This is a genomic window from Shinella sp. 838 (assembly GCF_029623935.1).
In the GTDB taxonomy this organism is placed as follows: Bacteria; Pseudomonadota; Alphaproteobacteria; order Rhizobiales; family Rhizobiaceae; genus Shinella.
On the sequence record NZ_JARSBQ010000002.1, the window covers coordinates 107,250 to 129,347 of the forward strand.

Genomic DNA, 22,098 nt, shown 5'->3' on the forward strand with positions numbered 1-22,098 from the left:
CGGCGGATATCATTGCGCCGCTATGACGGCGCGTCTCTGGCGCCACGACTTCGCCAGCACATCCAGCACCACCGCCCCCATGACCAGCCCGCCGCCGATGAAGGTCGCCGGCAGCGGGCGTTCCCCGAAGGCAAGCCACACCCAGAGCGGGGCGAGCGGATTTTCCATGCTGCCGATGAGGGCCGAGCGGGTGGCCGAGATCAACCGCGTTCCGATTGTCATCAGCAAAAGGCCAAGGCCGAACTGTACGGTGCCGAAGAGCACGAGATCCGGCATGTCCGCCAGGGGAACCTGTAACGGCCGGGAGAAGGGTAGGGCGATGGCCGCGCAGAGAAACGCCGAGAGCGCGGCGGCCGGCAGCATGGAGACATGCCGGTTCTGGCGGATGATCACCATCATCGCCGCATAGGCGAGGGCCATCACCGTTGCGAAGACATACCCCAGGCGATGGCCGCCGGAGGCGCCCGGATCGACGATGATGACCACGCCGATGAGCGCGACGATGCTGGCGCCCCATGTCGTCCAGTCCTCCCGCTCGCCGGTGGCAAGCAGGGCGAGAATGGCGGTCATGAACGGGATCGCCGCATGGATCGTCATGACATCGGCGATCGGCGCGAGGCGCAGGGCATTGATGAAGCAGATCGTCGCAACGGTGGAGAGCATCGTCACCCACAGGCCGGGCAGGCCCATGGCGCGGATGGCGGCCCACCCCTCGTGCCGATGGCGCCAGGCGAGGAAGGCGGCGATGAAGAGCCCAACGAAAAGGCCACGCCAGAACAGGATCGTCCAGACGTCGAATGTGATCAGCCGGGTAAAGTAGCCCGACAGGCTGTAGGCAACCGCCGATCCGACGATCAGGACCGTGCCCAGCCAGGTGTTTTGTTCGTCGCGCATAACGCCCTCCCTTGTCTCGGGATGTCTATAGGCCCATGCTGCTGACAGCGTTTTGTCAGTGGTGTTCGGGAGTTTCGCATGCGCCGCGCCGATCGCCTGTTCGACATTATCCAGACGCTGCGCGGCCGCGCCAAGCCGATGACGGCGGCGGCGCTGGCGGAGCGGCTGGAGGTGACGGCCCGCACCATCTATCGCGACATAGCCACCCTTCAGGCCCGGCGCGTGCCGATCGAGGGCGCGCCGGGGCTCGGTTATGTGCTGCGCAAGGGGTTCGACCTGCCACCGCTGATGTTCACGATGGAGGAGGTTGAGGCCATCTCCATCGGCGCGCACCTCGTCCACCGCATTCGGGATCCCAAGCTGCAGGATGCGGCGGAAAGCGTGCTGAGCAAGCTCCAGCACGCCATTCCGGCGGAACTCTGTGCGCAGTTGCAGGCCCCGCGCTTTCTGGTCTCCGAAGGCGACACCGTGCGCCCCGAGGGCATCGCTCTGCTCGACGTGCGCAACGCCATTCGTGCCTGCCGGAAGATCCGCATCACCTATCGCGACGAACAGGATCGCCGCACGCAGCGGACGATCTGGCCGATCGCCACGGTCTATTATGTCGATGTCACGCTGATTGCGGCCTGGTGCGAATTGCGCGGAGACTTCCGGCATTTCCGGGCCGAACGCATCGTCAGGTCCACGCTGCTCGAGGCGACGTTTGCCGTGGACAGCCGTCAGATCATGGCGGAGTGGATGGCAAAACGGGCCATGCCGTCGTGAGATGGGTGGCGCCGGTCGATCGCCGAAGCGCCGCTTACGGACCGGCGTGCTGTATCTCGAGAACGTCACGCTCGGTGAGGATGCGATCGATCAGGCCCCAGTTCAGCGCCTCCTCGGCCGTCATGAACCGGTCGCGATCCATGGCCTGTTCGAATTCCTCGTAGCTGCGCCCGCAATGGCGTGCATAAAGCCGCGTCATGCGCTGCTTGGTCTTCAGGATCTCCTCGGCATGGATGAGCATGTCGGAGGCCTGACCCTGGAAGCCGCCGGAGGGCTGGTGGACGAGGATGCTGGCATTGGGCAGGGCGGCCCGCATGCCCGGGGTGCCGGCCATCAGCAGGAACGAGCCCATCGAGCGGGCCGTGCCCATGCAGAGCGTGTGAACGGGCGCGCGGATGTAGCGCATGGTATCGTACATCGCAAAGCCACTGGTCACCATGCCGCCGGGCGAATTGATGTAGAGCTGGATCGGTTTCTGCGGGTTCTCGGCCTCCAGGAACAGCAGCTGTGCACAGACGAGTGCGGACACGGTGTCGTTCACCTCGCCGTTGAGGAAGATGATTCTCTCGCGCAGAAGGCGGGAATAGATGTCGAAGGAGCGTTCTCCCCGGCTGGACTGTTCGACGACCATAGGGACGAGTTGCATCGTTTCGCGCATGGGCGAACTCCTGTCTTCCGGATTGTTTCGGGGAGGGGGTAGGTCAGGCGGCGCGCATCAGCGTGCGCCCGTTGTCGTTGCCATTGTCGTTGAGGGGCCGCGGCGCGACGCGCGCGTCCGCAAGGCCGTGGACGATCCGGAGCGTGGTGCCGCCCTGTTCATTCGGGCGCAGCTGGAACGCCACGACGCTTTCGAGATGGGGCGGTTCCCGGTCCCGCATCCTGAAGCGGATTTCCTCGCCGGGCGCCGCCAGGATCGGTTCGGCATCGGTAAGCGCGCCGTCGGGCAGCCACCGCTCGCGGAAGGCCGGAATGCTGATCGCCCGCCACACTTTTTCGGTCGGTGCGTCGAGGTCGTATTCGAGCACGAGATCCGTTGCCTGCCCGGCCTGCCTGTCGCTCATTGGTCCATGTCCTTCAGCAAATCCTTGAGGGCGTCGATCCGTGCCGGCCAGTAGGCCCGGTACCTCGCGAGCCATCCGGCGATGAGCGCAAGCCCGTCCGGATCGACCTCGTAGTTGATGAAACGCCCCTGCCGCTCCTCGCGCACCAGCCCTGCATTGCGCAGCGCCGCCAGATGCTGGGACATGGCGGGTTGGCTGATCTCCATGCCCTCGCGCAGGGCGCTGGCATTCATGGCGCCGTCCGCCAGCTTCTCGAAGATCGTGCGGCGCGTAGGATCGGCAAGGGCCTTGAATATCTCGTTCTCGATCATGAGAACGAGATAAGCATATGCTTATCTGATTTGCAATGGCCCTCATGCCGGCAGGAGCGGCTGGTCTTCGCCGGGTTCAGTCCTGGCGGAGCGGGCGGAAGCTCATGCGGTGCAGCCGGGAGGGGCCGATCGCGGTGATGGCCTTGCGGTGCATCTCGGTGGCATAGCCGGCATGGATGGCAAAGCCGTAGCCGGGATAGGAGTCCTCGGCGCGTGCCATCATGCGGTCGCGCATCACCTTGGCGATGATGGAGGCGGCGGCGATGGAGAGCGAGCGGGCATCGCCCTTGACGACGGCGCGACCCTCGCAGGCAAGGCCCGGCGGCACGTCGCGGCCATCGGCAAGCACGAGTTTCGGCGCAACCTCCAGGCCGGCCACGGCGCGGCGCATGGCGTCGAGGCTCGCCTTGCGGATGTCGCTGGTATCGATGTGGCGCGATGAGCTGGAGGCGACGGAGACGAAGGCTGACTGTAGGATCAGCGTGAAGAGCGCCTCGCGCCTTGCGGCATTGAGCTGCTTGGAATCGTTGAGCCCAGCGGGAATGTTGTCCGGGTCGAGCACCACGGCAGCGGCGACGACGGGGCCTGCCAAAGGCCCGCGGCCGGCCTCGTCCGTGCCGGCCACCGGCCAGATCCCGCGCTTGCGGGCGGCGATCTCCATCTGGAAATCCGGCCCTTCGGGCAGGTCGAAAAGAAGGCGGGAATCGGAGGATGCGGTACGGGACATGCGGCGAACCTCGCACATCCATCCGATTCCCTGCAAGTCCTCCGGCAGGAGGCGGACGCCGGAGGAGCGCCGGTGTGCCCCGGGGAAAGGCAAACCGGAAGAAGAGGCCGGGCGCGGACGCCCGGCGAGATTTCGTTTTGCAGTCCGTCCGCCTCGGGCCGAACCGGATCTCCCCGCGCTGTCAGTCCCTTCGGGAGGGCGGCGCGATTTGCCCTGCCAAACGCTTTGGGGAACGCGGGCGGAAAACTTTCCGCCTCACAGCAGCGAGAGCTGCACGCCGCTGCCCGAGGGCGGCACGAACTGGTCGCAGGCAAGGCTGCGGCGGGTGCGGGTCAACTCCAGCCGCTTGGCCGCCATTTCGAAACGGCGGGCGATCTGCCAGGCATAGGGACCGGCGCCCTTCATGCGCTTGCCGAACTCGGCGTCGTAGTCCTTGCCGCCGCGCATGGAGCGCACCAGCGACATGACATGGCGGTAGCGGTCCGGGTAGTGGCGCAGCAGCCAGTCGCGGAAGAGGGGGCTCACCTCCAGCGGCAGGCGGAGCAGCACATAGCTCGCCTCCAGCGCCCCGGCGGCCTTGCCCGAATCGAGCACGCGCTCGATCTCATGGTCGTTGAGGCCGGGAATGATCGGCGCCATCATGATGGCGACGGGAATACCGGCCTCCGAAAGCGTGCGGATGGCCTCCAGCCGGCGCGGCGGCGTTGCAGCGCGCGGCTCCATGGTGCGGGCGAGCTTGCGGTCGAGCGTGGTGACGGATAGCCCGACCCAGGCAAGGCCGCGTGCCGCCATGCGCGAGAGGATGTCGATGTCGCGCAGCACGAGCGCCGACTTGGTGACGATCGAGACCGGATGATTGGCGGCATCCAGCACTTCGAGGATCTGCCGCATGATGCGCCATTCCTTCTCGATCGGCTGGTACGGATCGGTGTTGGTGCCGATCGCGATGACGCGCGGCTTATAGCCGGGCTTGGAAAGCTCCCGCTCCAGCAGCTTCGGCGCATCCGGCTTGGCAAACAGCCGCGCCTCGAAATCGAGGCCGGCGGACAGACCCATGAAGGCATGGGTCGGCCGTGCGAAGCAGTAGATGCAGCCGTGTTCGCAGCCGCGATAGGGGTTGATCGACCGGTCGAAGGGGATGTCGGGCGATTCGTTGCGTGTGATGATGGTGCGCGGCTTCTCCACCTGCACCTCGGTGCGGAAGGGCGGCAGCTCCTCCAGCGTCTGCCAGCCGTCGTCGAAGGTCTCCCGCGTCATCGGTTCGAAGCGGCCGGTGAAATTGAGACCCGCACCCCGGCCGCGCCGGCGCTCGCTCTCGACGCGCATGCCCGTCTCGGCCATCAGCGCTTCGGCAACGTCTTTCGCATGGCCGGGCGCAAGGGCGCCCTGCCTGAGGCTGGCCAGATCGTTCATGGGTGTCTCCGCCGGGGACAGGCCCCGATTCAATGACTATATTCCTATCGCGCGAATGAGAACAATGCAAGAACAAATTTCAGGGTGCCGCTAACCATGCTGCCTAACCATGCAGGAAACATCACGGAAGCCTGCGGTGGAAATCGATGCTGCAATGCGGTATGGGAGGACATGCTGACCATCATCATGGAATGCCGGGACAATGAGGCCGAGCTTGCGCAGACGCTGTCGGCGCTGGTTTCCGGCGCCGTCGAGGGGGTCGTTCGCGACGTGATCGTGCTCGATCACGGCTCGCGCGACGGTTCCTCTGAGGTGGCGGACGCCGCGGGTTGCCGCTTCCTGACAAGCTGGGACATGAAGGACGTGGTGGGCTCGGCCCGTGGCGACTGGCTGCTGCTGCTGGAGCCGGGTGCCCGGCCGATGTCGGGCTGGGTGGACGCCGTCGTCGACCATGTGGCGATCAACCGCAATCCGGCGCAGTTCCTGGGCTCGCGCAGCCATCGCCGGCCGTTCTTCCAGCGCCTTGCGCGCCGCCGCGCGCCGCTGGAGCAGGGGTATCTCGTCAGCAAGCGCCAGGCCTCGGCCGCCGTGCGCACCGGCATGACGCTCGCCGACATCGCCACGGGCGCCGGCGTTCGCCGCCTCGCCGTGGAACTGGTGCCGGCCTGGGTCGCAAAGGCCATGCGGGCGGAGATCGGTTGAGCAACCCCGGCTGACGGCGGCCGTGCCGTGCCTTTCTCAGAGCAGGAAATCACCGCGGAAGACGCTGCCGACGCCGGAAAGCTCGATTTCGAAATCGGCCGCGCCGTCGCCATTGGTGTCGCCGGCAACGATCCCGCCGGAAAAGCGCAGCTCTCCGGCCGTTCCGGAAAAGCTGTTCCCCCCGATGAAATCGAAGGCCTGGTTGCCGCCGCGGCCGGCATCGGCATCGATGTCGCGCAGGTCGATGCGGTCGCCTTCGCCGCTGTTGAAATCGAGGATGACGTCGCGTCGCGCGCCGGACGCCGTATCGAGCACGCCGTTGAAGTCGAACCGGTCGGCACCGCTGTCGCCTTGCAGCAGGTCCCGGCCTCGGCCGCCGACGAGCACGTCGTTGCCGCCGCGCCCGGCAATCTCGTCGTCGCCACCAAGCCCCCTCAGGACGTTTCCGACGCTGGAGCCGGCGATGGCGTCGGCGACGCCCGTGCCGGCGGCATTCTCGATGCTGATGAGGCGTTCGAAGCGATTGGCGCCGGTCTGCGCCAGGCCTGCGCCGAGATCGATGGCGACGCCGGAACCGCCGAGCACGGTGTCGTCGTCGCGCGCGATGTAGCTGATCGAATCGGTGCCCGAGCCGCCGTGGAAGGTGTTCTGCTGGCCGACGGAGAAGAAACTGTCCTTGCCGCTCTCGCCGAAATAGCTGCTCTTGAAGGTGCTGACGACGATCTTGTCGTTGCCGGAGCCGCCCTTGACGATATCGGCACGCTCGTTGACGAAGGAGCCGAAGCCGGTGCCCACATAGGTGTCGTTGCCGGCGCCGAGCAGGATGACGTTGCCGTCTTCCTTCATGTTGACGACGCTGTCGTTGCCCTTGCCGGCATCGACCTGGTTGCGGCCGCCGAAATCGTCGGTGCGGTTGAGGATGATGGTGTCCGCGCCGCCGCGGGCGAAGATCGTCAGTTCGGTGTTGTTGATGTTGCCGCCCTGGACGATGCGGTCTGCGCCGTTGGTTCCGGTGATCGTGCGTGCCATTTGTCTCTCCTCAGCTCCGTGATGCCGGGAAAGTCATAGGGGTGCGGCGGGAGGCGCGCAGTCCCCCGGGGAACAGGTCAGCCGGCCGTGCGCTTCAGGTGCTCGTCGAGCCGCGGCATGATTTCCACGAAGTTGCAGGGCATGTGGCGATAGTCGAGCTGCGCCTTCAGGATGCCGTCCCAGGCGTCCTTGCAGGCGCCGGGCGAGCCCGGCAGCGCGAAGATGAAGGTGGCGTTGAGAACGCCGCCGGTCGCGCGCGACTGGATCGTCGAGGTGCCGATCTTGTCGTAGGAGATACGGTGGAAGACTTCGGAAAATCCGTCCATGCGCTTTTCGAACAACGGTTCCAGTGCCTCCGGCGTCACGTCGCGGCCGGTAAAGCCCGTGCCGCCCGTGGTGATGACCACGTCCACCGCGTCGTCGCGCGTCCAGGCTTCCACCTTGGCGCGGATCGCGGCCACGTCGTCCGTCACGATGGCGCGGTCGGCAAGGCGGTGCCCGGCCTCGGTGATGCGTGCGACCAGCGTGTCGCCGGAACGGTCCGTGTCGAGCGTGCGCGTGTCGGAGACGGTGAGCACGGCGATGCCGACGGGAATGAAGGGTCTCGTCTCGTCAACATGCGCCATCGTCGGCTCCTTTGCCTTTCGCTTCAAGCGTGCGCGTGGCGGTGAAAAACCAGTGCGGATGCCGGCGCGCGAGTGCCGCTGCTGCGCCTCTTGCGGCCGTGTCCGTATCGTATAGCGCAAAGCAGGTCGCGCCGGAACCGGACATGCGCACCAGGCCGGGACCTGTTGTCGCAAGGCTTTCGGAGAGCGCGACGATCTCCGGGCAGAGCGTGCGGGCAGGGGGCTCCAGGTCGTTGCGCAGGCCCGCAAGCGCCTCCGCCCAGCCAGCGGCGCCCGCAAGGGCAAGTGGCGGGTTGTTCCGCGAGGCGAGTGCCTTGAAGACGGCAGGCGTCGAAACGCCGACGAGCGGATTGGCCAGCACCATGGGAAGGGCCGGCAGGGCGACGGGGGTGATTGCCTCGCCGATGCCGCGCGCGAGCAGCGGACGGCTGGCAAGGCACATCGGCACGTCGGCGCCAAGGCCGAGGGCAAGCGCCTCCAGCGTGTCGCCAGGCAGAACCGCCCGCCACAGCGAGAGGAGGCCGCGCAGCGTCGCGGCCGCGTCCGCCGAGCCGCCGCCGATGCCCGACGCGATGGGCAGGTTCTTCTCGAGATGAATGTGCACGGGCGGGGTCGCCTGGCCTATCGGGGCGAGAGCTGCACGCAGCCGGTCGCGGGCGCGGGTCACGAGGTTGTCGGCGTCGGCCGAAAGCGCTTCGCCAAAACGGCCGGACAGGGTGAAGCGGTCCTCGGCGGCAGGCGCAAGGCCGATGCGGTCGCCGAAGGCGGTGAAGGTCACGAGACTGTCGAGGAGGTGGTAGCCATCCTCGCGCCGGCCGGTGACGGCAAGCGCGAGGTTGATCTTGGCCGGGGCCGGCTCGACCACCGCAAACCCCGACAAGGCGTCGGCGTCAGCCATAGGGCGTCAGGACTTGCGGTCGGCCGCCGTGCCCTCGGGCGAGGGGTTCTGCACCGGCTTTTCGTCCTTGGCTTCGGCGGAGGCCGGCTCGGTCTTCTTCAGCTCCGGCAGGCCGTTCTCGATCTTCAGCTTGATCTTCGGGATTTCCGCCTCTTCCGGCTTCAGGCCGAGTGCGCGGTTCCACTGGAAGGTGGCTTCCAGCTTGCGGCCGACGCGCCAGTAGGCGTCACCCAGATGGTCGTTGATCGTCGGGTCGCCGGCCTTCAGTTCCGCCGCCCGCTCCAGCTCCGCCACGGCGTCGGAGAAGCGGTCGAGGCGGTAGTAGGCCCAACCGAGCGAATCGACGATATAGCCGTCATCCGGCTTGATGCTGACGGCCCGTCGGATCATGTCCAGGCCTTCGTCGAGGTTCATGTTCATGTCGACCCAGGAATAGCCGAGATAGTTCAGCACCTGCGGCTGCTCCGGGTTCAGCTCCAGCGCCTTGCGGAAGCTCGGCTCGGCCTTCTCCCATTCCTTCAGGCGCTCATAGGCGATGCCGCGCTGGAAGAAGATGCTCCAGTGGTTGCGCGTCGGAACGGGGCCGATGGCGGCGACAGCGCGATCGTAAAGCGCGGCCATGTCCTTGTAGTCCTTGGCATCCGACAGCACGCTGCCGAGCGCGAGGTAGGAACGAAGGTCCGACGGATCGGCCTCGATCAGTGCCTGAAGGTGCTTCTTCGCCTCGGGAACCTTGCCGGTATCGGCGAGGTTGAGGCCGAGCTGCAGCTCGGAAATGCGCCGCATCGGCGATTTTTCCGGCACGGCGCGGTAATACTCGATCGCCCGCTCCGGCTTCTTCTGGTTCTCGGCCAGCCCGCCGAGCAGCACCAGCATGTCGTCGCTGTCGGGGTCGAGCGCGCGGGCGGCCTGGAGATAGAGCGAAACGATGTCTTCCGCGCCGTCGCGGTTGAGCGCGCCGCCGATGGAGAAGAGCACGGCGGCAGCGCCCTGTGCAGCGTTGCGGACCTGCTGTTCCTGCTTTTCGCCGGCTTCGATGCTCTGGCGCAGCGCCTTCAGCGGCGCATAACTGGTGATGAAGTTGTCGCCGACCGAGATGGCATCGAGCGCCTTCTGCTTGTTGCCCTCATGAGCCTCGAGACGGGCAAGCGCCATCACGGCGCGGATGAAGGTGTCCGGCGCGGCGCTGGCGCCGTTGCGGTCGAGAATGGCGTCGTTGAGGCGCGCACGCGCCGTCGCCTTGTCGCCGGCCGCGGCGGCCAGCGCCCCGGCATGGTAGTTCTTGAAGATGGCCAGCCAGTCCGGTCCCTCCATGCCGCCGATCAGCTTGATTGCTTCCTTCGACTTGCCGTCGCCGAACTTGGCCCAGGCGAGCAGGAGGTCGTTCATCATGCGGTCGAGGTCGTTCGGTCCCTTGTAGACGAGGATCTTTTCGGCGCTCTTGTATTCGCGCTTGCGGATCGCCTCCATGCCGCGCACCACGGCGGTGATGCGCTCGACGGCCGGGTCGTTGCGCAGCGCGTCGGCCAGCTTGACGCCCTCTTCGAACTCGCCGTTCATCAGCTGCGTCACCATCAGGCGCTGCTTGACGTCCTTGTTGGTGGGGTCGAACTGCAGGGCGATCTTGTAGAGCGCGACGGCGGTTTCGTATTCCTTGTCATAGTCGGCCGTGCGGGCGGCAAGGAAGGCGCCGGAGAACGTATTGACGCTCAAGGGGTCGAACGGCGTTTCCTCTGCGGCCGCGGCTGCGGGCTTTTCCTCCGCGTATGCCGCCAGAGGACCGGTGAACGCTATGCTGGCCGCAAGCGCCACGCCGGAGAAAAGCCGAAGGAAAAGGGAATGCCGCATCAAAATGCCTTTCGCCAGAATCTATGGAGTCCGCCCCGTACGGCATCCTCGCAAGGACGCCGCAACCCTCATATAGGACCTGCCGCGGCAAATTCAGCCACGATGGCGCCCAAATCAGTCACGGACTCATGACGGTAGAGAATGGCTTTTTTGGCGCGGTGCGGCAAGAAAATCCTGCTGGATCGTTTTCGTCTTGCGCGAGATGGAACGGCGCGCTTCGGGCACCGACGTTGCCACTATGAAAGCGTCACAAGAGGGCGGCCGTTCCGCCACGGCCGCCTCTGATGGCAACAGGCCTGGGTGGCCGCCGATCAGCTCACGCGGGCGATGGAGAAGTCGATGACTTCGAGCAGGGCGTTCTTCCACGGCGAGGCCGGCAGAGGCGCCAGCGCATCGCGGGCGATCATGCCGTAGTGCTGCGCACGGGCGATGGTGTCCGTCAGCCCGCCATAACGGGTGATGAGGCCGAAGGCGCGCTCGAGGTTCGCCTCGTCGCTCTTTCCGCCCTCGATGGCCTCGCGCCAGAAGGCGCGGTCTTCCGCCGTGCCACGCCGCCAGGCGAGGATGACCGGCAGGGTGATCTTGCCCTCGCGGAAATCGTCGCCGGTGTTCTTGCCAAGATCGGCTGCCTTGCCGCCGTAGTCGAGCGCATCGTCGACGAGCTGGAAGGCAAGGCCGAGATTCATGCCGTAGGATTTCAGCGCATTGCGCTCGGCCCGGCTGGTATTGGCGATGATGGGGCCCACTTCCGCGGCCGCGGCGAAGAGCGCCGCCGTCTTGGCGCGGATGACCTGGAGGTAGTCGTCCTCGGTCGTCTCCATGTTCTTGGCGACGGAGAGCTGCAGCACCTCGCCTTCCGCAATCACGGTGGCGGCTGTGGAGAGCACATCGAGCGCCTCCAGCGAACCCACTTCCACCATCATCTTGAAGGCCTGGCCGAGCAGGAAGTCGCCGACGAGCACGCTCGCCTGGTTGCCCCAGATCATGCGGGCGGTAGATTTGCCGCGGCGCATGTCGCTCTCGTCCACCACGTCGTCATGCAGCAGCGTCGCCGTGTGCATGAACTCGACGCTGGTCGCGAGTTTGATATGCTGGTCGCCGTCGTAGCCGAACATTGCGGCGGAGGCGAGGGTCAGCATCGGGCGCAGACGCTTGCCGCCGGACGAAATCAGGTGATTGGCGACCTCCGGGATCATCGCGACGTCGGAGCCGGCTTTCGACAGGATGAGCTGGTTCACCCGCTCCATGTCGGCCTTTGTCAGATCGACGAGCGGCTTCACCGATGCCTGTTTGTTTTTGCCTTCTTCAAGCGGTATCACGACGCCCAAATGCCCGGACTCCTGTTCATTTTTGTTGAAAGACAATAGAAAGCGGGGCTTCCTGCGGCAAGAGGCGAATTGTCCCGCCTCCCCAATTATGGCTGGAAAACGACCGGAATGATCGAATTGATCCGCACCAACGACGCCGTTCTGCTCTCCTTTGCGGAAAGCCTGATGAAGGAGGCCGGAATCCATTGCCTGATCGCCGATCAGGCGATGAGCATCCTCGAAGGTTCGCTCGGGATGTTGCCGCGCCGCTTCCTGGTCGAAAGCGACCGGGAGGACGAGGCCCGGCAGATCCTGACGGATGCGGGTCTGGTGGCGGAGCTGCGGGCGTGAGCGAAGCCGACCCGGCGCCGGAAAAACCGGTCACCGAGACCATCGACGCCTTCCATCGTGGCCGCTTCCACGTCGTCCAGCCGAAGGGTATCGGCCATCGCTCCGGCATGGATGCCATGCTGCTCGCCGCGCTGGTGGACGGCGAGGGGCCGACGCGTGTCGCCGATCTCGGTGCGGGGGCGGGGGCTGCCGGCCTTGCCGTTGCCGCCTGCAACGAAAAGGCGGAGGTGCTGCTTGTCGAGCGCTCGCCGCTGATGGCAGGTTTTGCCCGCAAGTCGATAGCGCTTGCGGCAAACGCCGCGTTTTCCGCCCGTGTCGGCGTGCTGGAGGCCGATGTCGGGCTCGCGGGCACGGCGCGTGTCGCGGCGGGCCTTGCCGACGAGGCCTTCGATCAGGTCATCATGAACCCGCCCTTCAACGACCGCATCGGCAGCCGCACGCCGGATGCGCTGAAGGCCGAGGCCCATGCCATGGAGCAGAACCTCTTCGAACGCTGGATCCGGACGGCGGGCGCGATCCTGAAGCCGGGCGGCCAGCTTTCCCTCATCGCCCGGCCGGAATCGATCGCCGATATTGTCGCCGCCTGTGGCCGTCGCTTCGGCGGCATCGAGATCACGGCGCTCCATCCCCGCCCCGGCGAGCCGGCCCTGCGCATCCTCGTCACCGCCATCAAGGGCTCGCGCGCCAGACTGACGCTGCGCATGCCGTTCGTCATGCACGAGCCCGGTCGGCACGCCTTCACCCCCTTCATCGACGATCTCAACAACGGTCGAACAAGCTATCCACGCCTGTCGAAGCCCTGAATATTCCGTGATTGTCTTGCGTTTTCGCTCGTCGTGCATACATCAGCCGGGCAAACGAACAGGAGACAGGATCGCGCGATGGCCGGATTTTTGAAGACGCTGGTGCCGAAGAGGTTCCGCAAGGAGGGTGTCGCGATCCCGGTCGTCCGGTTGCACGGGGCGATCATGGCGTCGGGCAGCCAGTTCCGGCCGCCGCTCAATCTGGCCACCGCCGCGCCGGCGCTCGAAAAGGCCTTCGCCTACAAGGACGCGCCCGCCGTCGCGATCTCCATCAATTCGCCGGGCGGTTCGCCCGTGCAGTCGCGACTGATCTTCCAGCGCATCCGCGAGCTCGCGGCGGAGAAGAACAAGCGTGTGCTCGTCTTCGTCGAGGACGTGGCGGCCTCCGGCGGCTACATGATCGCGCTCGCTGGCGACGAGATCTATGCCGACCCGACCTCCATCGTTGGTTCGATCGGCGTCGTCTCGGGTGGTTTCGGCTTTCCGGAAATGCTGAAGAAGATCGGCGTCGAGCGCCGCGTCTATACGGCCGGCACGAACAAGGCGATCCTCGATCCGTTCCAGCCCGAGCGTGAAAACGAGATCGAATATCTCAAATCCCTGCAGCTTGAGATCCATCAGGTGTTCATCGACATGGTGAAGGAGCGCCGCGGTGCGAAACTCGCCGACGATCCCGATCTCTTCTCCGGCCTGTTCTGGACCGGTGGCCGCGGCGTGACGCTCGGCCTCGTCGACGGCCTTGCCGACATGCGTTCGGAATTGAAGAAGCGGTATGGCGACAAGACGCGGCTGGAGCTGGTCTCCGCGCCCAAGGGGCTGTTTGGTCGCAAGGCGCCGGGCATCGGGGGGCTTTCATCGGATGTGGCGGAGCGTATAGGCTCTGCGGGCGTGGCCGCCGTGGCGGGCCTCGCGGAAGAAAAGGCGCTGTGGGGCCGCTTCGGCCTTTCCGGATAAGGTGCCGGGAAAACGAGGGGAGGGGCGATGGCCCAGATCATCTTTCTGCTGCTGGTCGTCGGCCTTGCCTGGTTCGGCTATCGCAAGTTCGTGGCCGATGCCGAGCGCCTCAGCAAGGCACGCAAGCGTTCCGAGGAGGAGCGCCGCACCGGCGCCAACGGCACGCTCGTCAAGGATCCGGAAACCGGCGAATACCGCCTGCGCCGTGACGACGACTAGGGCTGTGTCAGCCCGGCTTGCAAGCATTTTACACCTTCGGTACGCGGGCACGTTGAAAAAACCGGTCGTCGCGATACGACTGTGTGCCAGCGCGGGACTGGAGGAGAAGGCCTGCCGTGCGGCCCCGGCACATTAACCACGCTCCGTAAGGTTAACGCGGGATTTATGCTTTTGCGTCTGCCGGCCGGCGTTGCCCCCGCGCGCAGGAAGGCCGATCTAGCGGTCAGGGCCGCCATGAGGGAGGCCCGGCAGTGAACGGAGAATGCGCATGGCCTCGCTCGACCTCGATTGGATTCGCACCATCGTTGTAACGGGCGGTGCCGGCTTCGTCGGCTCGCACATCGTTGATGATCTGCTCGCCCATTGCCCGAATGCGCGCATCCGCGTGCTCGATGCCTTTACCTATGCCGCCGACATGTCGCATCTCGATGCCGCCTTCCGCACCGGCCGCGTGACGCTGCAGGATGGCGATGTCGGCAATCTCGATCTCGTCACCGAAATGCTGAAGGATGCCGACCTCGTCGTGCATGCGGCGGGCGAAAGCCATGTCGAGCGCGCCTTCTCGGTGCCGGAGCGGTTCACGCTGGCCAATGCGCTCGGCACGCAGGTGCTGGTCGAGGCGATGGGGCGCCGCCGCGTGCCGCTGATGATCCATGTCAGCTCCGCCGAGGTCTACGGCGCCGGCAATGGCCAGCCGATGGGCGAGCTTGCGCCGCTCCTGCCGGACAACCCGCACGGCGCCTCCAAGGCCGCCGCCGAAATGCTGATCGCCGGCCTGCGCCGCTCGTTCGATCTCGATATCCGCGTGCTGCGCCCCGTCAACATCGTCGGCACGCGCCAGAACACGGAAAAACTGCTGCCGCGCTTCCTCGAGCTTGCCGCCGTCGGCCGTCCGCTTCCGGTGCATGGCGACGGCCTGCAGACGCGCGGCTTCGTCACCATGGCGGATTTCTGTTCGGCGCTGCGGGCAGTGGTGACGCGCGGGGCGGAGAACGCCACCTACAATGTCGCCGGCGACGATTTCCTCGACATTCTTGCAATCACCCGCCTTGTCCTCGATGCCGTGCAGGACCCCGTTTCCGGCGTCAGCTTCACGGCTGGCCGGCCGGACAATGTCAGCCGTCCGCCGCTCGACACGCGGGCGCTGAAGGCGCTCGGCTGGCAGGCGAAGGGCACGCTGCGCCGCGAGCTGCCCATGCTTGCCGCCTGGTATGGCGCACGCATCCCGGTCGGCCTGCGCCGTCAGGTGCGGCATGTGCCGGATCTCGCCCCGCAGCGCGTGCAGGCCGTCACCCAGGCGGCCGGCTCCGGGCTCTTCCGTTCGCTAGAACGGCATTGATGCATGCGGGGGCGGGGGCCGAAACCCTTGACCCCCAAGGCGCATCGTGGCACCAGTCCGGCACCTTTTTCCAGAATGCCCGGACGAAACCGATGACCCCTGCCGCCCTGCCTGACCACATGAACCCGACGCGCTCCTTCCAGGGGCTGATCCTGACGCTGCACAACTACTGGGCGGACAAGGGCTGTGCGGTGCTTCAGCCCTATGACATGGAAGTGGGCGCCGGCACGTTCCACCCGGCAACGACGCTGCGTGCGCTCGGTCCGCGCCCGTGGCGCGCCGCCTATGTGCAGCCCTCGCGCCGCCCGTCCGACGGCCGTTACGGCGAGAATCCGAACCGCCTGCAGCACTATTACCAGTACCAGGTCATCCTGAAGCCGAACCCGTCGAACCTGCAGGAGCTCTATCTCGGCTCGCTGGCCGCCATCGGCCTCGATCCGCTGCTGCACGATGTGCGCTTCGTCGAGGACGACTGGGAAAGCCCGACGCTCGGCGCCTGGGGCCTCGGCTGGGAATGCTGGTGCGACGGCATGGAAGTCTCGCAGTTCACCTATTTCCAGCAGGTCTGCGGCATCGAGTGCTCCCCCGTTGCGGGCGAACTGACCTACGGTCTCGAGCGCCTCGCCATGTATGTTCAGGGCGTCGACAATGTCTACGACCTCAATTTCAACGGCCGCGAGGGCGCTGAAAAGATCACCTATGGCGACGTCTTCCTGCAGGCCGAGCAGGAATATTCCCGCCACAATTTCGAATTCGCCGATACGGCCATGCTGCACCGCCATTTCATCGATGCGGAGAAGGAATGCCAGGCGCTGCTCGCGGCCGGCGCGCCGGGCGATGCGGAAAACCAGCGCCTGCACAAATGCGTGCTGCCGGCCTATGACCAGTGCATCAAGGCCAGCCACGTCTTTAACCTGCTCGATGCGCGCGGCGTGATCTCCGTCACCGAACGCCAGAGCTATATCCTGCGCGTGCGCACGCTGGCAAAGGCCTGCGGCGAGGCCTTCCTGCTGACGGATGCCGGCGGCGTGAACTGGACGAAGGACGCGGCCTGAGCCTGTTTTTCCGCGCGTTTCCGTCTTTCAGCGGAAACGCGGGCTCCGAAAGGCTTGGCCGCCGGTGGTGGCCAGCCAGGCGCGAACCGCTGCGACGGATGCGGCGTGGCGCGGCTTGCGGGGCGAGACGGCATAGAAGTCCGCCCCCGCACGCATGTCGCCTGCAAACAGGCGAACCAGCCGCCCGGTGCGGATATCCTCCTCGACGAAGAACTGGCTCGCCAGCACCATGCCCTGGCCGGCGATCGCGGCCTCGATGGCATGGGCGGTCTGGTTGAAGCGGATGTTCTTCGCTGCCGCGGGCGTGCCATCCGGAAAGACCGTTTCGAGATATTGCGGCCAGAAGTCATGCGCATCGTGCAGCAGCGCGTAGCGGGCGAAGGTCTCCGGGTGTGTCGGGTTCCCCAGCTTCTCGATGAGCAGCGGGCTGGCGACGGCCACCAGCACCTGCTCGAACAGGAGGTCCACATCGAGCCCCGGGCCGAAGGGCGGGCGGCCGTAACGCACGGCGAGATCCACCGCATCCGTCTGGAAATTGGAGATCCGGTCCGTCGCCAGGATGCGCAGGTCGATGTCCGGATGGGCTGCGGTGAATTCGGGCAGGCGCGGGATCAGCCATTTCGAGGCGAAGGTCGGCGTCACGCTGATCGTCAGGTGCTGCGGCTCCGGTCGCAGGGCCTCCGTCGCCTCGGCGATCAGCTCGAAGGCGCGGCGGACGTTGGCGACATAGCTGCGCCCGGCCTCGGTGAGCGCGAGCATGCGCGGCTGGCGGTCGAACAGTTTTAGCCCCAGTTCGGCCTCCAGCCCGCGGATCTGCTGGGCCACCGCGCCCTGGGTGACGCCGAGCTCCTCCGCAGCCAGCCGGAAATTGAGATGCCGTGTCACCACCTCGAAAACACGCAGGCCGTTGAGTGGGGGGAGGCGTCGTATGGCGTCTGTCATGGAGTAGATTTTCTACTGGATGATGAGAGTGGAACTGGCTCGCACTCCTGCTGGAGCAATGATATCACTTGGCGGAAAATGAAGAAAGGCGGCTTGCCCGCAACTGGTTCTCAAGAGGGAGACAAGCGATGGCAGTAGAAAAAGTGGCAATCATCACGGCTGGCGGCAGCGGCATGGGTGCGGCGGCGGCAAAGCGGCTGGCGGCGGATGGCTTCAAGATCGCAGTCCTCTCCTCCTCCGGCAAGGGCGAGGCGCTGGCCGCCGAGACCGGTGGCTTCGGCGTCACCGGCTCGAACCAGTCGACTGACGACCTGAAGCGGCTCGTCGATGGGGCGCTGGAACGCTGGGGCCGTATCGACGTCCTCGTCAACAGCGCCGGCCACGGCCCGCGCAAGCCGATCCTCGATCTGACGGACGAGGACTGGCACGCTGGCATCGACGTCTATTTCCTCAACGCCGTGCGCCCGACGCGCCTCGTCACCCCGGTCATGCAGAAGCAGAAGTCCGGCGTGATCATCAACATCTCCACCGCCTGGGCCTTCGAGCCGAGCGCGATGTTCCCGACATCGGCCGTCGCCCGCGCGGGTCTTGCCTCCTTCACCAAGATCTTCGCCGATACCTATGCGGCCGACAACATCCGCATGAACAACGTGCTGCCCGGCTGGATCGACAGCCTGCCGGCGACCGAGGAGCGGCGCGCCGGTGTGCCGATGAAGCGTTACGGCACGAGCGAGGAGATCGCCGCGACGGTGGCCTTCCTCGCCTCCGATGGCGCCGCCTACATCACCGGCCAGAACATCCGCGTCGATGGCGGCATCACGCGCGCGATCTGAGGCGGAAAGCGGGATGCCTTGTTGTGCCTCTCCGGTCCGGCCGGGGAGGCATTTTCTTCAGGCGAGGGTCGAAACCTTCACGCCGAGTTCCCAGACGGGCTTCAGCGTCGGCATTGCGCCGGTGGGAAGCTGGCCGGCATAGGTCTGGAGCGCCCGGCGTACACCCTTCGGACGGTCGACCGCAGCGCCCATCGTGTAGGCGAGGAAGAGGGCGGTGAAACCGAGAACGTTGATGGTGAGGACGAGGGCTTTCATGGCGGTTGCTTCAGGGTTCGTGTGGTTGGTGAAGCGACTATCGGCCAAAGCGCGCCGTGGCGCGGTTCCCGGGGTGACAGGGTTTGCGGGCGCTCGCCTGCTTTGAGGAAGAGGAGACGGCGCCAGGCCCCTTGGGGGGGCTTTTCTGCGGCGATGCGGATGCTAAGGTCGTGCCCGAGACAAAGAACGAGCGGAGACTTTCATGATCGGTCTGGCAATCGCGGCGGTGGTCGTCCTCTACGCCATCATTCTCTACAACGGCCTCGTCAAAGCCCGTCAGGTGAAGGAGGAGGCCTGGTCCGGCATCGACGTGCAGCTGAAGCGCCGCGCCGACCTCATCCCCAACCTGATCGAAACCGTGAAAGGCTACGCCGCGCACGAGAAGGACACGCTGGAAAAGGTGGTGGAGCTGCGCAACCGGGCGCAGGCCGTGCCGGCCGGGGACGTCGCGGGCAGGGCGCAGGCGGAAGGCCTGCTCAGCCAGGCGCTGGGCCGCATCTTCGCGCTGGCCGAAGCCTATCCGGACCTCAAGGCCAACCAGAACTTCGCCGAGCTGCAGGAGACGCTGGAGACACTGGAAAACGAGATCCAGATGTCCCGCCGCTACTACAACGGCGCCGCCCGCGATCTCAACGTCAAGGTCGAAAGCTTTCCCTCGAACCTCGTCGCCAGCCTCTTCAAATTCCTGAAGGCGCCCTATTTCGAGATCGAGAACCCGGCCGACCGGGCCGTGCCGACCGTCAAGTTCTAATACCGGAGCCCTTCATGATGCGGATTGCCGTTGTCCTGACGCTGTGGCTCTGCCTTCTGGCTGGCAACGCGGCGCGGGCGGAGGAGTATTTCGACCGCTATCATTCCGACATCGCTGTCGCGAAAAACGGCACCTTGACCGTGACGGAAACGATCCGCGTCTACGCCGAGGGCAACCAGATCCGCCGCGGCATCTATCGCGATTTTCCGCTGACCTTCGTCGACGCCGGCGGGCGGGAGCGGGAGGTGGGCTTCAAGATCCTCAGCGTCGAGCGGGACGGCCGGCCGGAGCCCTATCGCACGGAAACCATCCGCCGCGGCATCCGCATCTATTTCGGCTCGGCCGACGTGCTCCTCGATCCCGGCTTCCACCAGTATCGCCTGACCTACGAGACGACGCGGCAGATCCGTTTCTTCGACACGCATGACGAACTCTTCTGGAACGTCACCGGCACCGAATGGGCCTTTCCGATAGACAAGGCCACGGCGACGGTGACCCTGCCCGAGGGGGTGCGGGCGGAGGAACTGACCGTCTTCACCGGACCGCTCGGTGCCACGGGCAAGGACGCGCGCGGCGAAAACCAGGGCAACCGGGCAACGTTCGAGACCACGCGCGAACTCGGCCCGAACGAGGGGCTGACGATCGGTGTGAAAATGCCGGCCGGCAGCATCGACCGCCCGACGGCGGCGGAAGAGCGGACCCTGTTCCTCAAGGACAACCGCAACCTTTTCCTCGCCTTCGGCGGGCTCGTGCTGGTCGTCGGCTATTACCTTTGGGCCTGGCTTTCCGTGGGCCGCGATCCGGCGCGTGGCGTCATCGTGCCGCGCTGGGATGCGCCGGAGGGCCTGTCGCCGGCGCTCGTCAACTATATCGACGAGAAAGGCTTCGGCGGGCAGGGCTGGACGGCGATTTCCGCCGCCTTCCTCAACCTTGCGGTCAAGGGGCTCGTCGAACTGAAGGACCTGAAGACCTCGATCACCGTCACCCGGACGGAAAAGCCGGTCGAAGGCGCGCTGCCGACCGGCGAGGCGACCCTGCTGAAGACCGTCGGCTCGGCGGGCAGCACCTTCATCATCGACAAGTCGAACGGCAAGCGGGTGCAGACGCTCGGCCTGGACTTCAGCGAGGCGATGGAGAAGGAGCACCGCTACAAATATTACCTTGCCAACTGGCCGCAGGTGATCTGCGGCATTCTCCTGTCGCTCGTCTGCCTTGCGGCTCTCCTCATCTTCGGCTCGCTGCCGGAGGAGGGCATCGCGCTCGTCATCCTGCCGGTCTTCGCCTCGGTCTTCATCTCCATCTTCGCGCTGGCGCTCGGGCAGAATTTCCGGCGGGCGAAGTCGCTCGGCGCGCGCATCCTCGCCGTCGTTATGATCGCCTTCGTCGGCTTCGTCTTCCTCACGGTCTTCGGCAGCATCATCCTCGCGCTGTTCGTCACCAGCGCCGCCGCCGGCCAGATGCCGCTCTTTGCCGCCGTCGGCGGCATCGTCGTCACCAATCTCGTCTTCTTCTTCCTGATGGGCGCGCCGACGCCGCTCGGCCGCAGGATGATGGACGGCATCGAGGGCCTGCGCCAGTATCTGACGCTTGCCGAGAAGGACCGCATGAACATGGCCGGCGCGCCGGACATGTCGCCGCGCCACTACGAGACCCTCTTGCCCTATGCCGTGGCGCTGGGCGTCGAGAAACCCTGGTCTGAAACCTTCGACCGCTGGCTCGTCGCCGCCGCGGCAGCCGGTGCCGCCGCTGCCGCCTACCAGCCCGTCTGGTACCGCGGCGACGGCTTTTCCTCCGGCCGGTTTTCCGATCGCATGGGCGGCTTTGCCGGCTCCATGGCGAGCACCATGACCTCCTCCCTGCCGGATCCGCCGAAAAGCTCCTCTTCCGGCTTCTCCTCGGGTGGCGGTGGCGGCTCGTCCGGGGGCGGCGGCGGTGGCGGTGGCGGCGGCGGCTGGTAGCCGGCCGGCTCAGGCAGAATCATTTGCAGCTGGCTTGCTCCGTCGATGGCACATGCCGCAGGAGCGCGTTTCTCAAACACTTAAGTCGCGGCTGAAGTTTTTTGTTGACAGGGAGGGTTGCCTTCCAATACTTAAGCGTATGCCTAACTATCCAGACCCGATAGACATCCTGCTCAACGCCCTTTCCGAGCCCGTGCGCCGACGTATCGTCGAGCGGCTGGCCAAGGGGCCGTGCTCCGTCAGCGGCCTTACGCAGGTCGCGCCGATCTCGCTGCCCGCGGTGATGCAGCATCTCGGCGTGCTCGAAGAGGCGAAGCTGATCGTGTCGGAAAAGGTCGGCCGCGTGCGGACCGTGTCGTTGAAGCCGGGGGCCTTGAAGGATCTGGAACGCTGGGCTGCCGCGCAAAGCCGGCTGTGGGAGCGCAAGCTCGACCATCTCGATGCCTATCTGAAAGAAACCAAGGAAGAGAAATGAACATGACCGATCCGAAGATCATTCACGGCAGCTTCACGCTCGACCGTCTCTACGATGCGCCCGTGGCAAAGGTCTTTGCCGCCTATGTGGAAGCCGAGGCGCGTTACCGCTGGCTCATCAGCTCTGACGGCTGGACGGTGCACGAATATCGGCCCGCCGGGAGCGTCACTGCCGGCGCGCAGGAATTCAGCAAGTTCAGCCCGCCCGGCGCGGATGTCGTGCTGACCAACGAGACGACCTTCCTGGAGGTGCGCGAGGGGGAATGCGTCATCCTCGCCTATGCGATGACGCTGAACGGGGCACCGCTCTCCGCCTCGCTGCTGACGGCCGAGTTTCAGGCTGAGGGTGGTGGAACGCGTCTTCTCCTCACCGAGCAGGGCGCCTATCGCGACGGTAACATCGACGGCCGCAAGGAGGGAACGCGGGGGCTGCTCGAGCAGCTGGCGAGGGAAGTGGCGGCCAGCGTCGCCGCCTGAACGGCAAGCGCGGGCCGGCGGGAACGCCGTCCGGCCCGCCTATTCGGCGCGATTGGGCGGCGGGGCGCACATTTGCCGTTGAACAGCACCGCCGAACTTTGCTAGC

Annotated in this window: 26 protein-coding genes; 13 read left to right on the forward strand and 13 right to left on the reverse strand. The window is 65.9% G+C overall.

What is annotated here, in order from left to right; translation table 11 throughout:
• Positions 1-9: 9 nt before the first annotated feature.
• A complete protein-coding gene (locus tag P9A16_RS08080) occupies positions 10-894 on the reverse strand; it encodes a DMT family transporter (RefSeq protein ID WP_278025639.1) in 885 nt (294 codons plus the stop codon).
• Between the two features lie 78 nt (positions 895-972).
• On the opposite strand from P9A16_RS08080, the gene P9A16_RS08085 reads away from it, so the two are divergent.
• Positions 973-1,659: a helix-turn-helix transcriptional regulator gene (locus P9A16_RS08085; protein ID WP_023516713.1), complete on the forward strand. Its 687-nt coding sequence runs from the start codon at positions 973-975 to the stop codon at positions 1,657-1,659.
• Positions 1,660-1,693: 34 nt separating this feature from the next.
• Here P9A16_RS08085 and P9A16_RS08090 read toward each other — a convergent pair whose 3' ends face one another.
• The 5 genes from P9A16_RS08090 to P9A16_RS08110 form a co-directional block, all read right to left on the reverse strand.
• Positions 1,694-2,317 carry an ATP-dependent Clp protease proteolytic subunit gene (locus tag P9A16_RS08090; RefSeq protein WP_023516712.1) on the reverse strand — a complete coding sequence of 208 codons (624 nt, stop codon included), beginning with the start codon at positions 2,315-2,317 and terminating at the stop codon, positions 1,694-1,696.
• A gap of 43 nt (positions 2,318-2,360) precedes the next feature.
• The gene (locus tag P9A16_RS08095) at positions 2,361-2,720 is read right to left on the reverse strand and encodes an SRPBCC family protein (protein WP_023516711.1); all 360 of its coding nucleotides are present in this window, start codon (positions 2,718-2,720) and stop codon (positions 2,361-2,363) included.
• The gene (locus tag P9A16_RS08100; RefSeq protein WP_023516710.1) at positions 2,717-3,031 is read right to left on the reverse strand and encodes an ArsR/SmtB family transcription factor; all 315 of its coding nucleotides are present in this window, start codon (positions 3,029-3,031) and stop codon (positions 2,717-2,719) included. The genes P9A16_RS08095 and P9A16_RS08100 overlap by 4 nt, the downstream gene beginning before the upstream one ends.
• 76 nt (positions 3,032-3,107) lie before the next feature.
• On the reverse strand, positions 3,108-3,776 hold the full coding sequence (locus P9A16_RS08105) for a ribonuclease HII (RefSeq protein ID WP_037405796.1): 669 nt from the start codon (positions 3,774-3,776) through the stop codon (positions 3,108-3,110).
• Between the two features lie 237 nt (positions 3,777-4,013).
• Positions 4,014-5,171 carry a PA0069 family radical SAM protein gene (locus tag P9A16_RS08110; protein ID WP_037405793.1) on the reverse strand — a complete coding sequence of 386 codons (1,158 nt, stop codon included), beginning with the start codon at positions 5,169-5,171 and terminating at the stop codon, positions 4,014-4,016.
• A 171-nt stretch (positions 5,172-5,342) separates the two neighbouring features.
• On the opposite strand from P9A16_RS08110, the gene P9A16_RS08115 reads away from it, so the two are divergent.
• The gene (locus P9A16_RS08115; RefSeq protein ID WP_037405789.1) at positions 5,343-5,873 is read left to right on the forward strand and encodes a glycosyl transferase; all 531 of its coding nucleotides are present in this window, start codon (positions 5,343-5,345) and stop codon (positions 5,871-5,873) included.
• A 36-nt stretch (positions 5,874-5,909) separates the two neighbouring features.
• Here the strand turns inward: P9A16_RS08115 and P9A16_RS08120 are convergent, their stop codons facing one another.
• The 5 genes from P9A16_RS08120 to P9A16_RS08140 all read right to left on the reverse strand — a co-directional run bounded on the left by P9A16_RS08120 (position 5,910) and on the right by P9A16_RS08140 (position 11,602).
• Positions 5,910-6,902, reverse strand: a complete 993-nt coding sequence (locus P9A16_RS08120) for a calcium-binding protein (protein WP_023515117.1) — start codon at positions 6,900-6,902, stop codon at positions 5,910-5,912.
• Between the two features lie 77 nt (positions 6,903-6,979).
• Complete coding sequence (gene moaB / locus P9A16_RS08125) at positions 6,980-7,528, reverse strand: molybdenum cofactor biosynthesis protein B (RefSeq protein WP_023515118.1); 549 nt, start codon at positions 7,526-7,528, stop codon at positions 6,980-6,982.
• Positions 7,515-8,426, reverse strand: coding sequence for a 4-(cytidine 5'-diphospho)-2-C-methyl-D-erythritol kinase (locus P9A16_RS08130; RefSeq protein WP_023515119.1), 912 nt, complete (start codon positions 8,424-8,426; stop codon positions 7,515-7,517). The genes moaB and P9A16_RS08130 overlap by 14 nt, the downstream gene beginning before the upstream one ends.
• 6 nt (positions 8,427-8,432) lie before the next feature.
• Positions 8,433-10,274 carry a tetratricopeptide repeat protein gene (locus tag P9A16_RS08135; RefSeq protein WP_023515120.1) on the reverse strand — a complete coding sequence of 614 codons (1,842 nt, stop codon included), beginning with the start codon at positions 10,272-10,274 and terminating at the stop codon, positions 8,433-8,435.
• Positions 10,275-10,585: 311 nt separating this feature from the next.
• Complete coding sequence (locus tag P9A16_RS08140) at positions 10,586-11,602, reverse strand: polyprenyl synthetase family protein (protein ID WP_023515121.1); 1,017 nt, start codon at positions 11,600-11,602, stop codon at positions 10,586-10,588.
• Between the two features lie 108 nt (positions 11,603-11,710).
• Between P9A16_RS08140 and P9A16_RS08145 the strand changes: the two genes are divergently transcribed.
• From P9A16_RS08145 to P9A16_RS08170, 6 genes are all read left to right on the forward strand, one after another.
• Entirely contained in the window at positions 11,711-11,932 is a 222-nt protein-coding gene (locus tag P9A16_RS08145) for a putative signal transducing protein (RefSeq protein ID WP_037405787.1), read from the forward strand.
• The gene (locus tag P9A16_RS08150; RefSeq protein ID WP_023515123.1) at positions 11,929-12,735 is read left to right on the forward strand and encodes a tRNA1(Val) (adenine(37)-N6)-methyltransferase; all 807 of its coding nucleotides are present in this window, start codon (positions 11,929-11,931) and stop codon (positions 12,733-12,735) included. The genes P9A16_RS08145 and P9A16_RS08150 overlap by 4 nt, the downstream gene beginning before the upstream one ends.
• A gap of 78 nt (positions 12,736-12,813) precedes the next feature.
• Positions 12,814-13,689, forward strand: a complete 876-nt coding sequence (locus P9A16_RS08155; RefSeq protein ID WP_023515124.1) for a S49 family peptidase — start codon at positions 12,814-12,816, stop codon at positions 13,687-13,689.
• Between the two features lie 27 nt (positions 13,690-13,716).
• Positions 13,717-13,908, forward strand: coding sequence for a hypothetical protein (locus tag P9A16_RS08160; protein ID WP_023515125.1), 192 nt, complete (start codon positions 13,717-13,719; stop codon positions 13,906-13,908).
• 268 nt (positions 13,909-14,176) lie between these two features.
• Entirely contained in the window at positions 14,177-15,247 is a 1,071-nt protein-coding gene (locus P9A16_RS08165; RefSeq protein WP_023515126.1) for a dTDP-glucose 4,6-dehydratase, read from the forward strand.
• A 92-nt stretch (positions 15,248-15,339) separates the two neighbouring features.
• A complete protein-coding gene (locus tag P9A16_RS08170; RefSeq protein ID WP_037405784.1) occupies positions 15,340-16,302 on the forward strand; it encodes a glycine--tRNA ligase subunit alpha in 963 nt (320 codons plus the stop codon).
• 27 nt (positions 16,303-16,329) lie between these two features.
• Here the strand turns inward: P9A16_RS08170 and gcvA are convergent, their stop codons facing one another.
• Positions 16,330-17,244: a transcriptional regulator GcvA gene (gene gcvA / locus P9A16_RS08175; protein ID WP_023515128.1), complete on the reverse strand. Its 915-nt coding sequence runs from the start codon at positions 17,242-17,244 to the stop codon at positions 16,330-16,332.
• A gap of 128 nt (positions 17,245-17,372) precedes the next feature.
• Here gcvA and P9A16_RS08180 point away from each other — a divergent pair, with 128 nt between their 5' ends.
• Positions 17,373-18,077 (forward strand): SDR family oxidoreductase, encoded by a 705-nt coding sequence (locus P9A16_RS08180; protein WP_023515129.1) that lies wholly within the window; start codon positions 17,373-17,375, stop codon positions 18,075-18,077.
• Positions 18,078-18,134: 57 nt separating this feature from the next.
• Here the strand turns inward: P9A16_RS08180 and P9A16_RS08185 are convergent, their stop codons facing one another.
• On the reverse strand, positions 18,135-18,332 hold the full coding sequence (locus P9A16_RS08185; RefSeq protein WP_023515130.1) for a hypothetical protein: 198 nt from the start codon (positions 18,330-18,332) through the stop codon (positions 18,135-18,137).
• A 202-nt stretch (positions 18,333-18,534) separates the two neighbouring features.
• Between P9A16_RS08185 and P9A16_RS08190 the strand changes: the two genes are divergently transcribed.
• Genes P9A16_RS08190 through P9A16_RS08205 form a run of 4 tightly spaced genes read left to right on the forward strand, consistent with a single transcriptional unit; the run spans position 18,535 to position 21,992 of the window.
• The gene (locus tag P9A16_RS08190) at positions 18,535-19,083 is read left to right on the forward strand and encodes a LemA family protein (protein ID WP_023515131.1); all 549 of its coding nucleotides are present in this window, start codon (positions 18,535-18,537) and stop codon (positions 19,081-19,083) included.
• 14 nt (positions 19,084-19,097) lie between these two features.
• Positions 19,098-21,041, forward strand: a complete 1,944-nt coding sequence (locus P9A16_RS08195; protein WP_278025640.1) for a DUF2207 domain-containing protein — start codon at positions 19,098-19,100, stop codon at positions 21,039-21,041.
• Between the two features lie 52 nt (positions 21,042-21,093).
• Positions 21,094-21,516 carry an ArsR/SmtB family transcription factor gene (locus tag P9A16_RS08200; protein ID WP_278025641.1) on the forward strand — a complete coding sequence of 141 codons (423 nt, stop codon included), beginning with the start codon at positions 21,094-21,096 and terminating at the stop codon, positions 21,514-21,516.
• Entirely contained in the window at positions 21,513-21,992 is a 480-nt protein-coding gene (locus tag P9A16_RS08205; RefSeq protein WP_023516160.1) for an SRPBCC domain-containing protein, read from the forward strand. The genes P9A16_RS08200 and P9A16_RS08205 overlap by 4 nt, the downstream gene beginning before the upstream one ends.
• Positions 21,993-22,098 lie beyond the last annotated feature (106 nt).

What these genes read in the sequence shown, in the direction of transcription:
- P9A16_RS08080 (WP_278025639.1), bottom strand. Translation starts at nt 894, where the DNA reads ATGCGCGACGAACAAAACACCTGGCTGGGCACGGTCCTGATCGTCGGA.
- P9A16_RS08085 (WP_023516713.1), top strand. Translation starts at nt 973, where the DNA reads ATGCGCCGCGCCGATCGCCTGTTCGACATTATCCAGACGCTGCGCGGC.
- P9A16_RS08090 (WP_023516712.1), bottom strand. Translation starts at nt 2,317, where the DNA reads ATGCGCGAAACGATGCAACTCGTCCCTATGGTCGTCGAACAGTCCAGC.
- P9A16_RS08095 (WP_023516711.1), bottom strand. Translation starts at nt 2,720, where the DNA reads ATGAGCGACAGGCAGGCCGGGCAGGCAACGGATCTCGTGCTCGAATAC.
- P9A16_RS08100 (WP_023516710.1), bottom strand. Translation starts at nt 3,031, where the DNA reads ATGATCGAGAACGAGATATTCAAGGCCCTTGCCGATCCTACGCGCCGC.
- P9A16_RS08105 (WP_037405796.1), bottom strand. Translation starts at nt 3,776, where the DNA reads ATGTGCGAGGTTCGCCGCATGTCCCGTACCGCATCCTCCGATTCCCGC.
- P9A16_RS08110 (WP_037405793.1), bottom strand. Translation starts at nt 5,171, where the DNA reads ATGAACGATCTGGCCAGCCTCAGGCAGGGCGCCCTTGCGCCCGGCCAT.
- P9A16_RS08115 (WP_037405789.1), top strand. Translation starts at nt 5,343, where the DNA reads ATGCTGACCATCATCATGGAATGCCGGGACAATGAGGCCGAGCTTGCG.
- P9A16_RS08120 (WP_023515117.1), bottom strand. Translation starts at nt 6,902, where the DNA reads ATGGCACGCACGATCACCGGAACCAACGGCGCAGACCGCATCGTCCAG.
- moaB (WP_023515118.1), bottom strand. Translation starts at nt 7,528, where the DNA reads ATGGCGCATGTTGACGAGACGAGACCCTTCATTCCCGTCGGCATCGCC.
- P9A16_RS08130 (WP_023515119.1), bottom strand. Translation starts at nt 8,426, where the DNA reads ATGGCTGACGCCGACGCCTTGTCGGGGTTTGCGGTGGTCGAGCCGGCC.
- P9A16_RS08135 (WP_023515120.1), bottom strand. Translation starts at nt 10,274, where the DNA reads ATGCGGCATTCCCTTTTCCTTCGGCTTTTCTCCGGCGTGGCGCTTGCG.
- P9A16_RS08145 (WP_037405787.1), top strand. Translation starts at nt 11,711, where the DNA reads ATGATCGAATTGATCCGCACCAACGACGCCGTTCTGCTCTCCTTTGCG.
- P9A16_RS08155 (WP_023515124.1), top strand. Translation starts at nt 12,814, where the DNA reads ATGGCCGGATTTTTGAAGACGCTGGTGCCGAAGAGGTTCCGCAAGGAG.
- P9A16_RS08160 (WP_023515125.1), top strand. Translation starts at nt 13,717, where the DNA reads ATGGCCCAGATCATCTTTCTGCTGCTGGTCGTCGGCCTTGCCTGGTTC.
- P9A16_RS08165 (WP_023515126.1), top strand. Translation starts at nt 14,177, where the DNA reads ATGGCCTCGCTCGACCTCGATTGGATTCGCACCATCGTTGTAACGGGC.
- P9A16_RS08170 (WP_037405784.1), top strand. Translation starts at nt 15,340, where the DNA reads ATGACCCCTGCCGCCCTGCCTGACCACATGAACCCGACGCGCTCCTTC.
- gcvA (WP_023515128.1), bottom strand. Translation starts at nt 17,244, where the DNA reads ATGACAGACGCCATACGACGCCTCCCCCCACTCAACGGCCTGCGTGTT.
- P9A16_RS08180 (WP_023515129.1), top strand. Translation starts at nt 17,373, where the DNA reads ATGGCAGTAGAAAAAGTGGCAATCATCACGGCTGGCGGCAGCGGCATG.
- P9A16_RS08185 (WP_023515130.1), bottom strand. Translation starts at nt 18,332, where the DNA reads ATGAAAGCCCTCGTCCTCACCATCAACGTTCTCGGTTTCACCGCCCTC.
- P9A16_RS08190 (WP_023515131.1), top strand. Translation starts at nt 18,535, where the DNA reads ATGATCGGTCTGGCAATCGCGGCGGTGGTCGTCCTCTACGCCATCATT.
- P9A16_RS08195 (WP_278025640.1), top strand. Translation starts at nt 19,098, where the DNA reads ATGATGCGGATTGCCGTTGTCCTGACGCTGTGGCTCTGCCTTCTGGCT.
- P9A16_RS08200 (WP_278025641.1), top strand. Translation starts at nt 21,094, where the DNA reads ATGCCGCAGGAGCGCGTTTCTCAAACACTTAAGTCGCGGCTGAAGTTT.
- P9A16_RS08205 (WP_023516160.1), top strand. Translation starts at nt 21,513, where the DNA reads ATGAACATGACCGATCCGAAGATCATTCACGGCAGCTTCACGCTCGAC.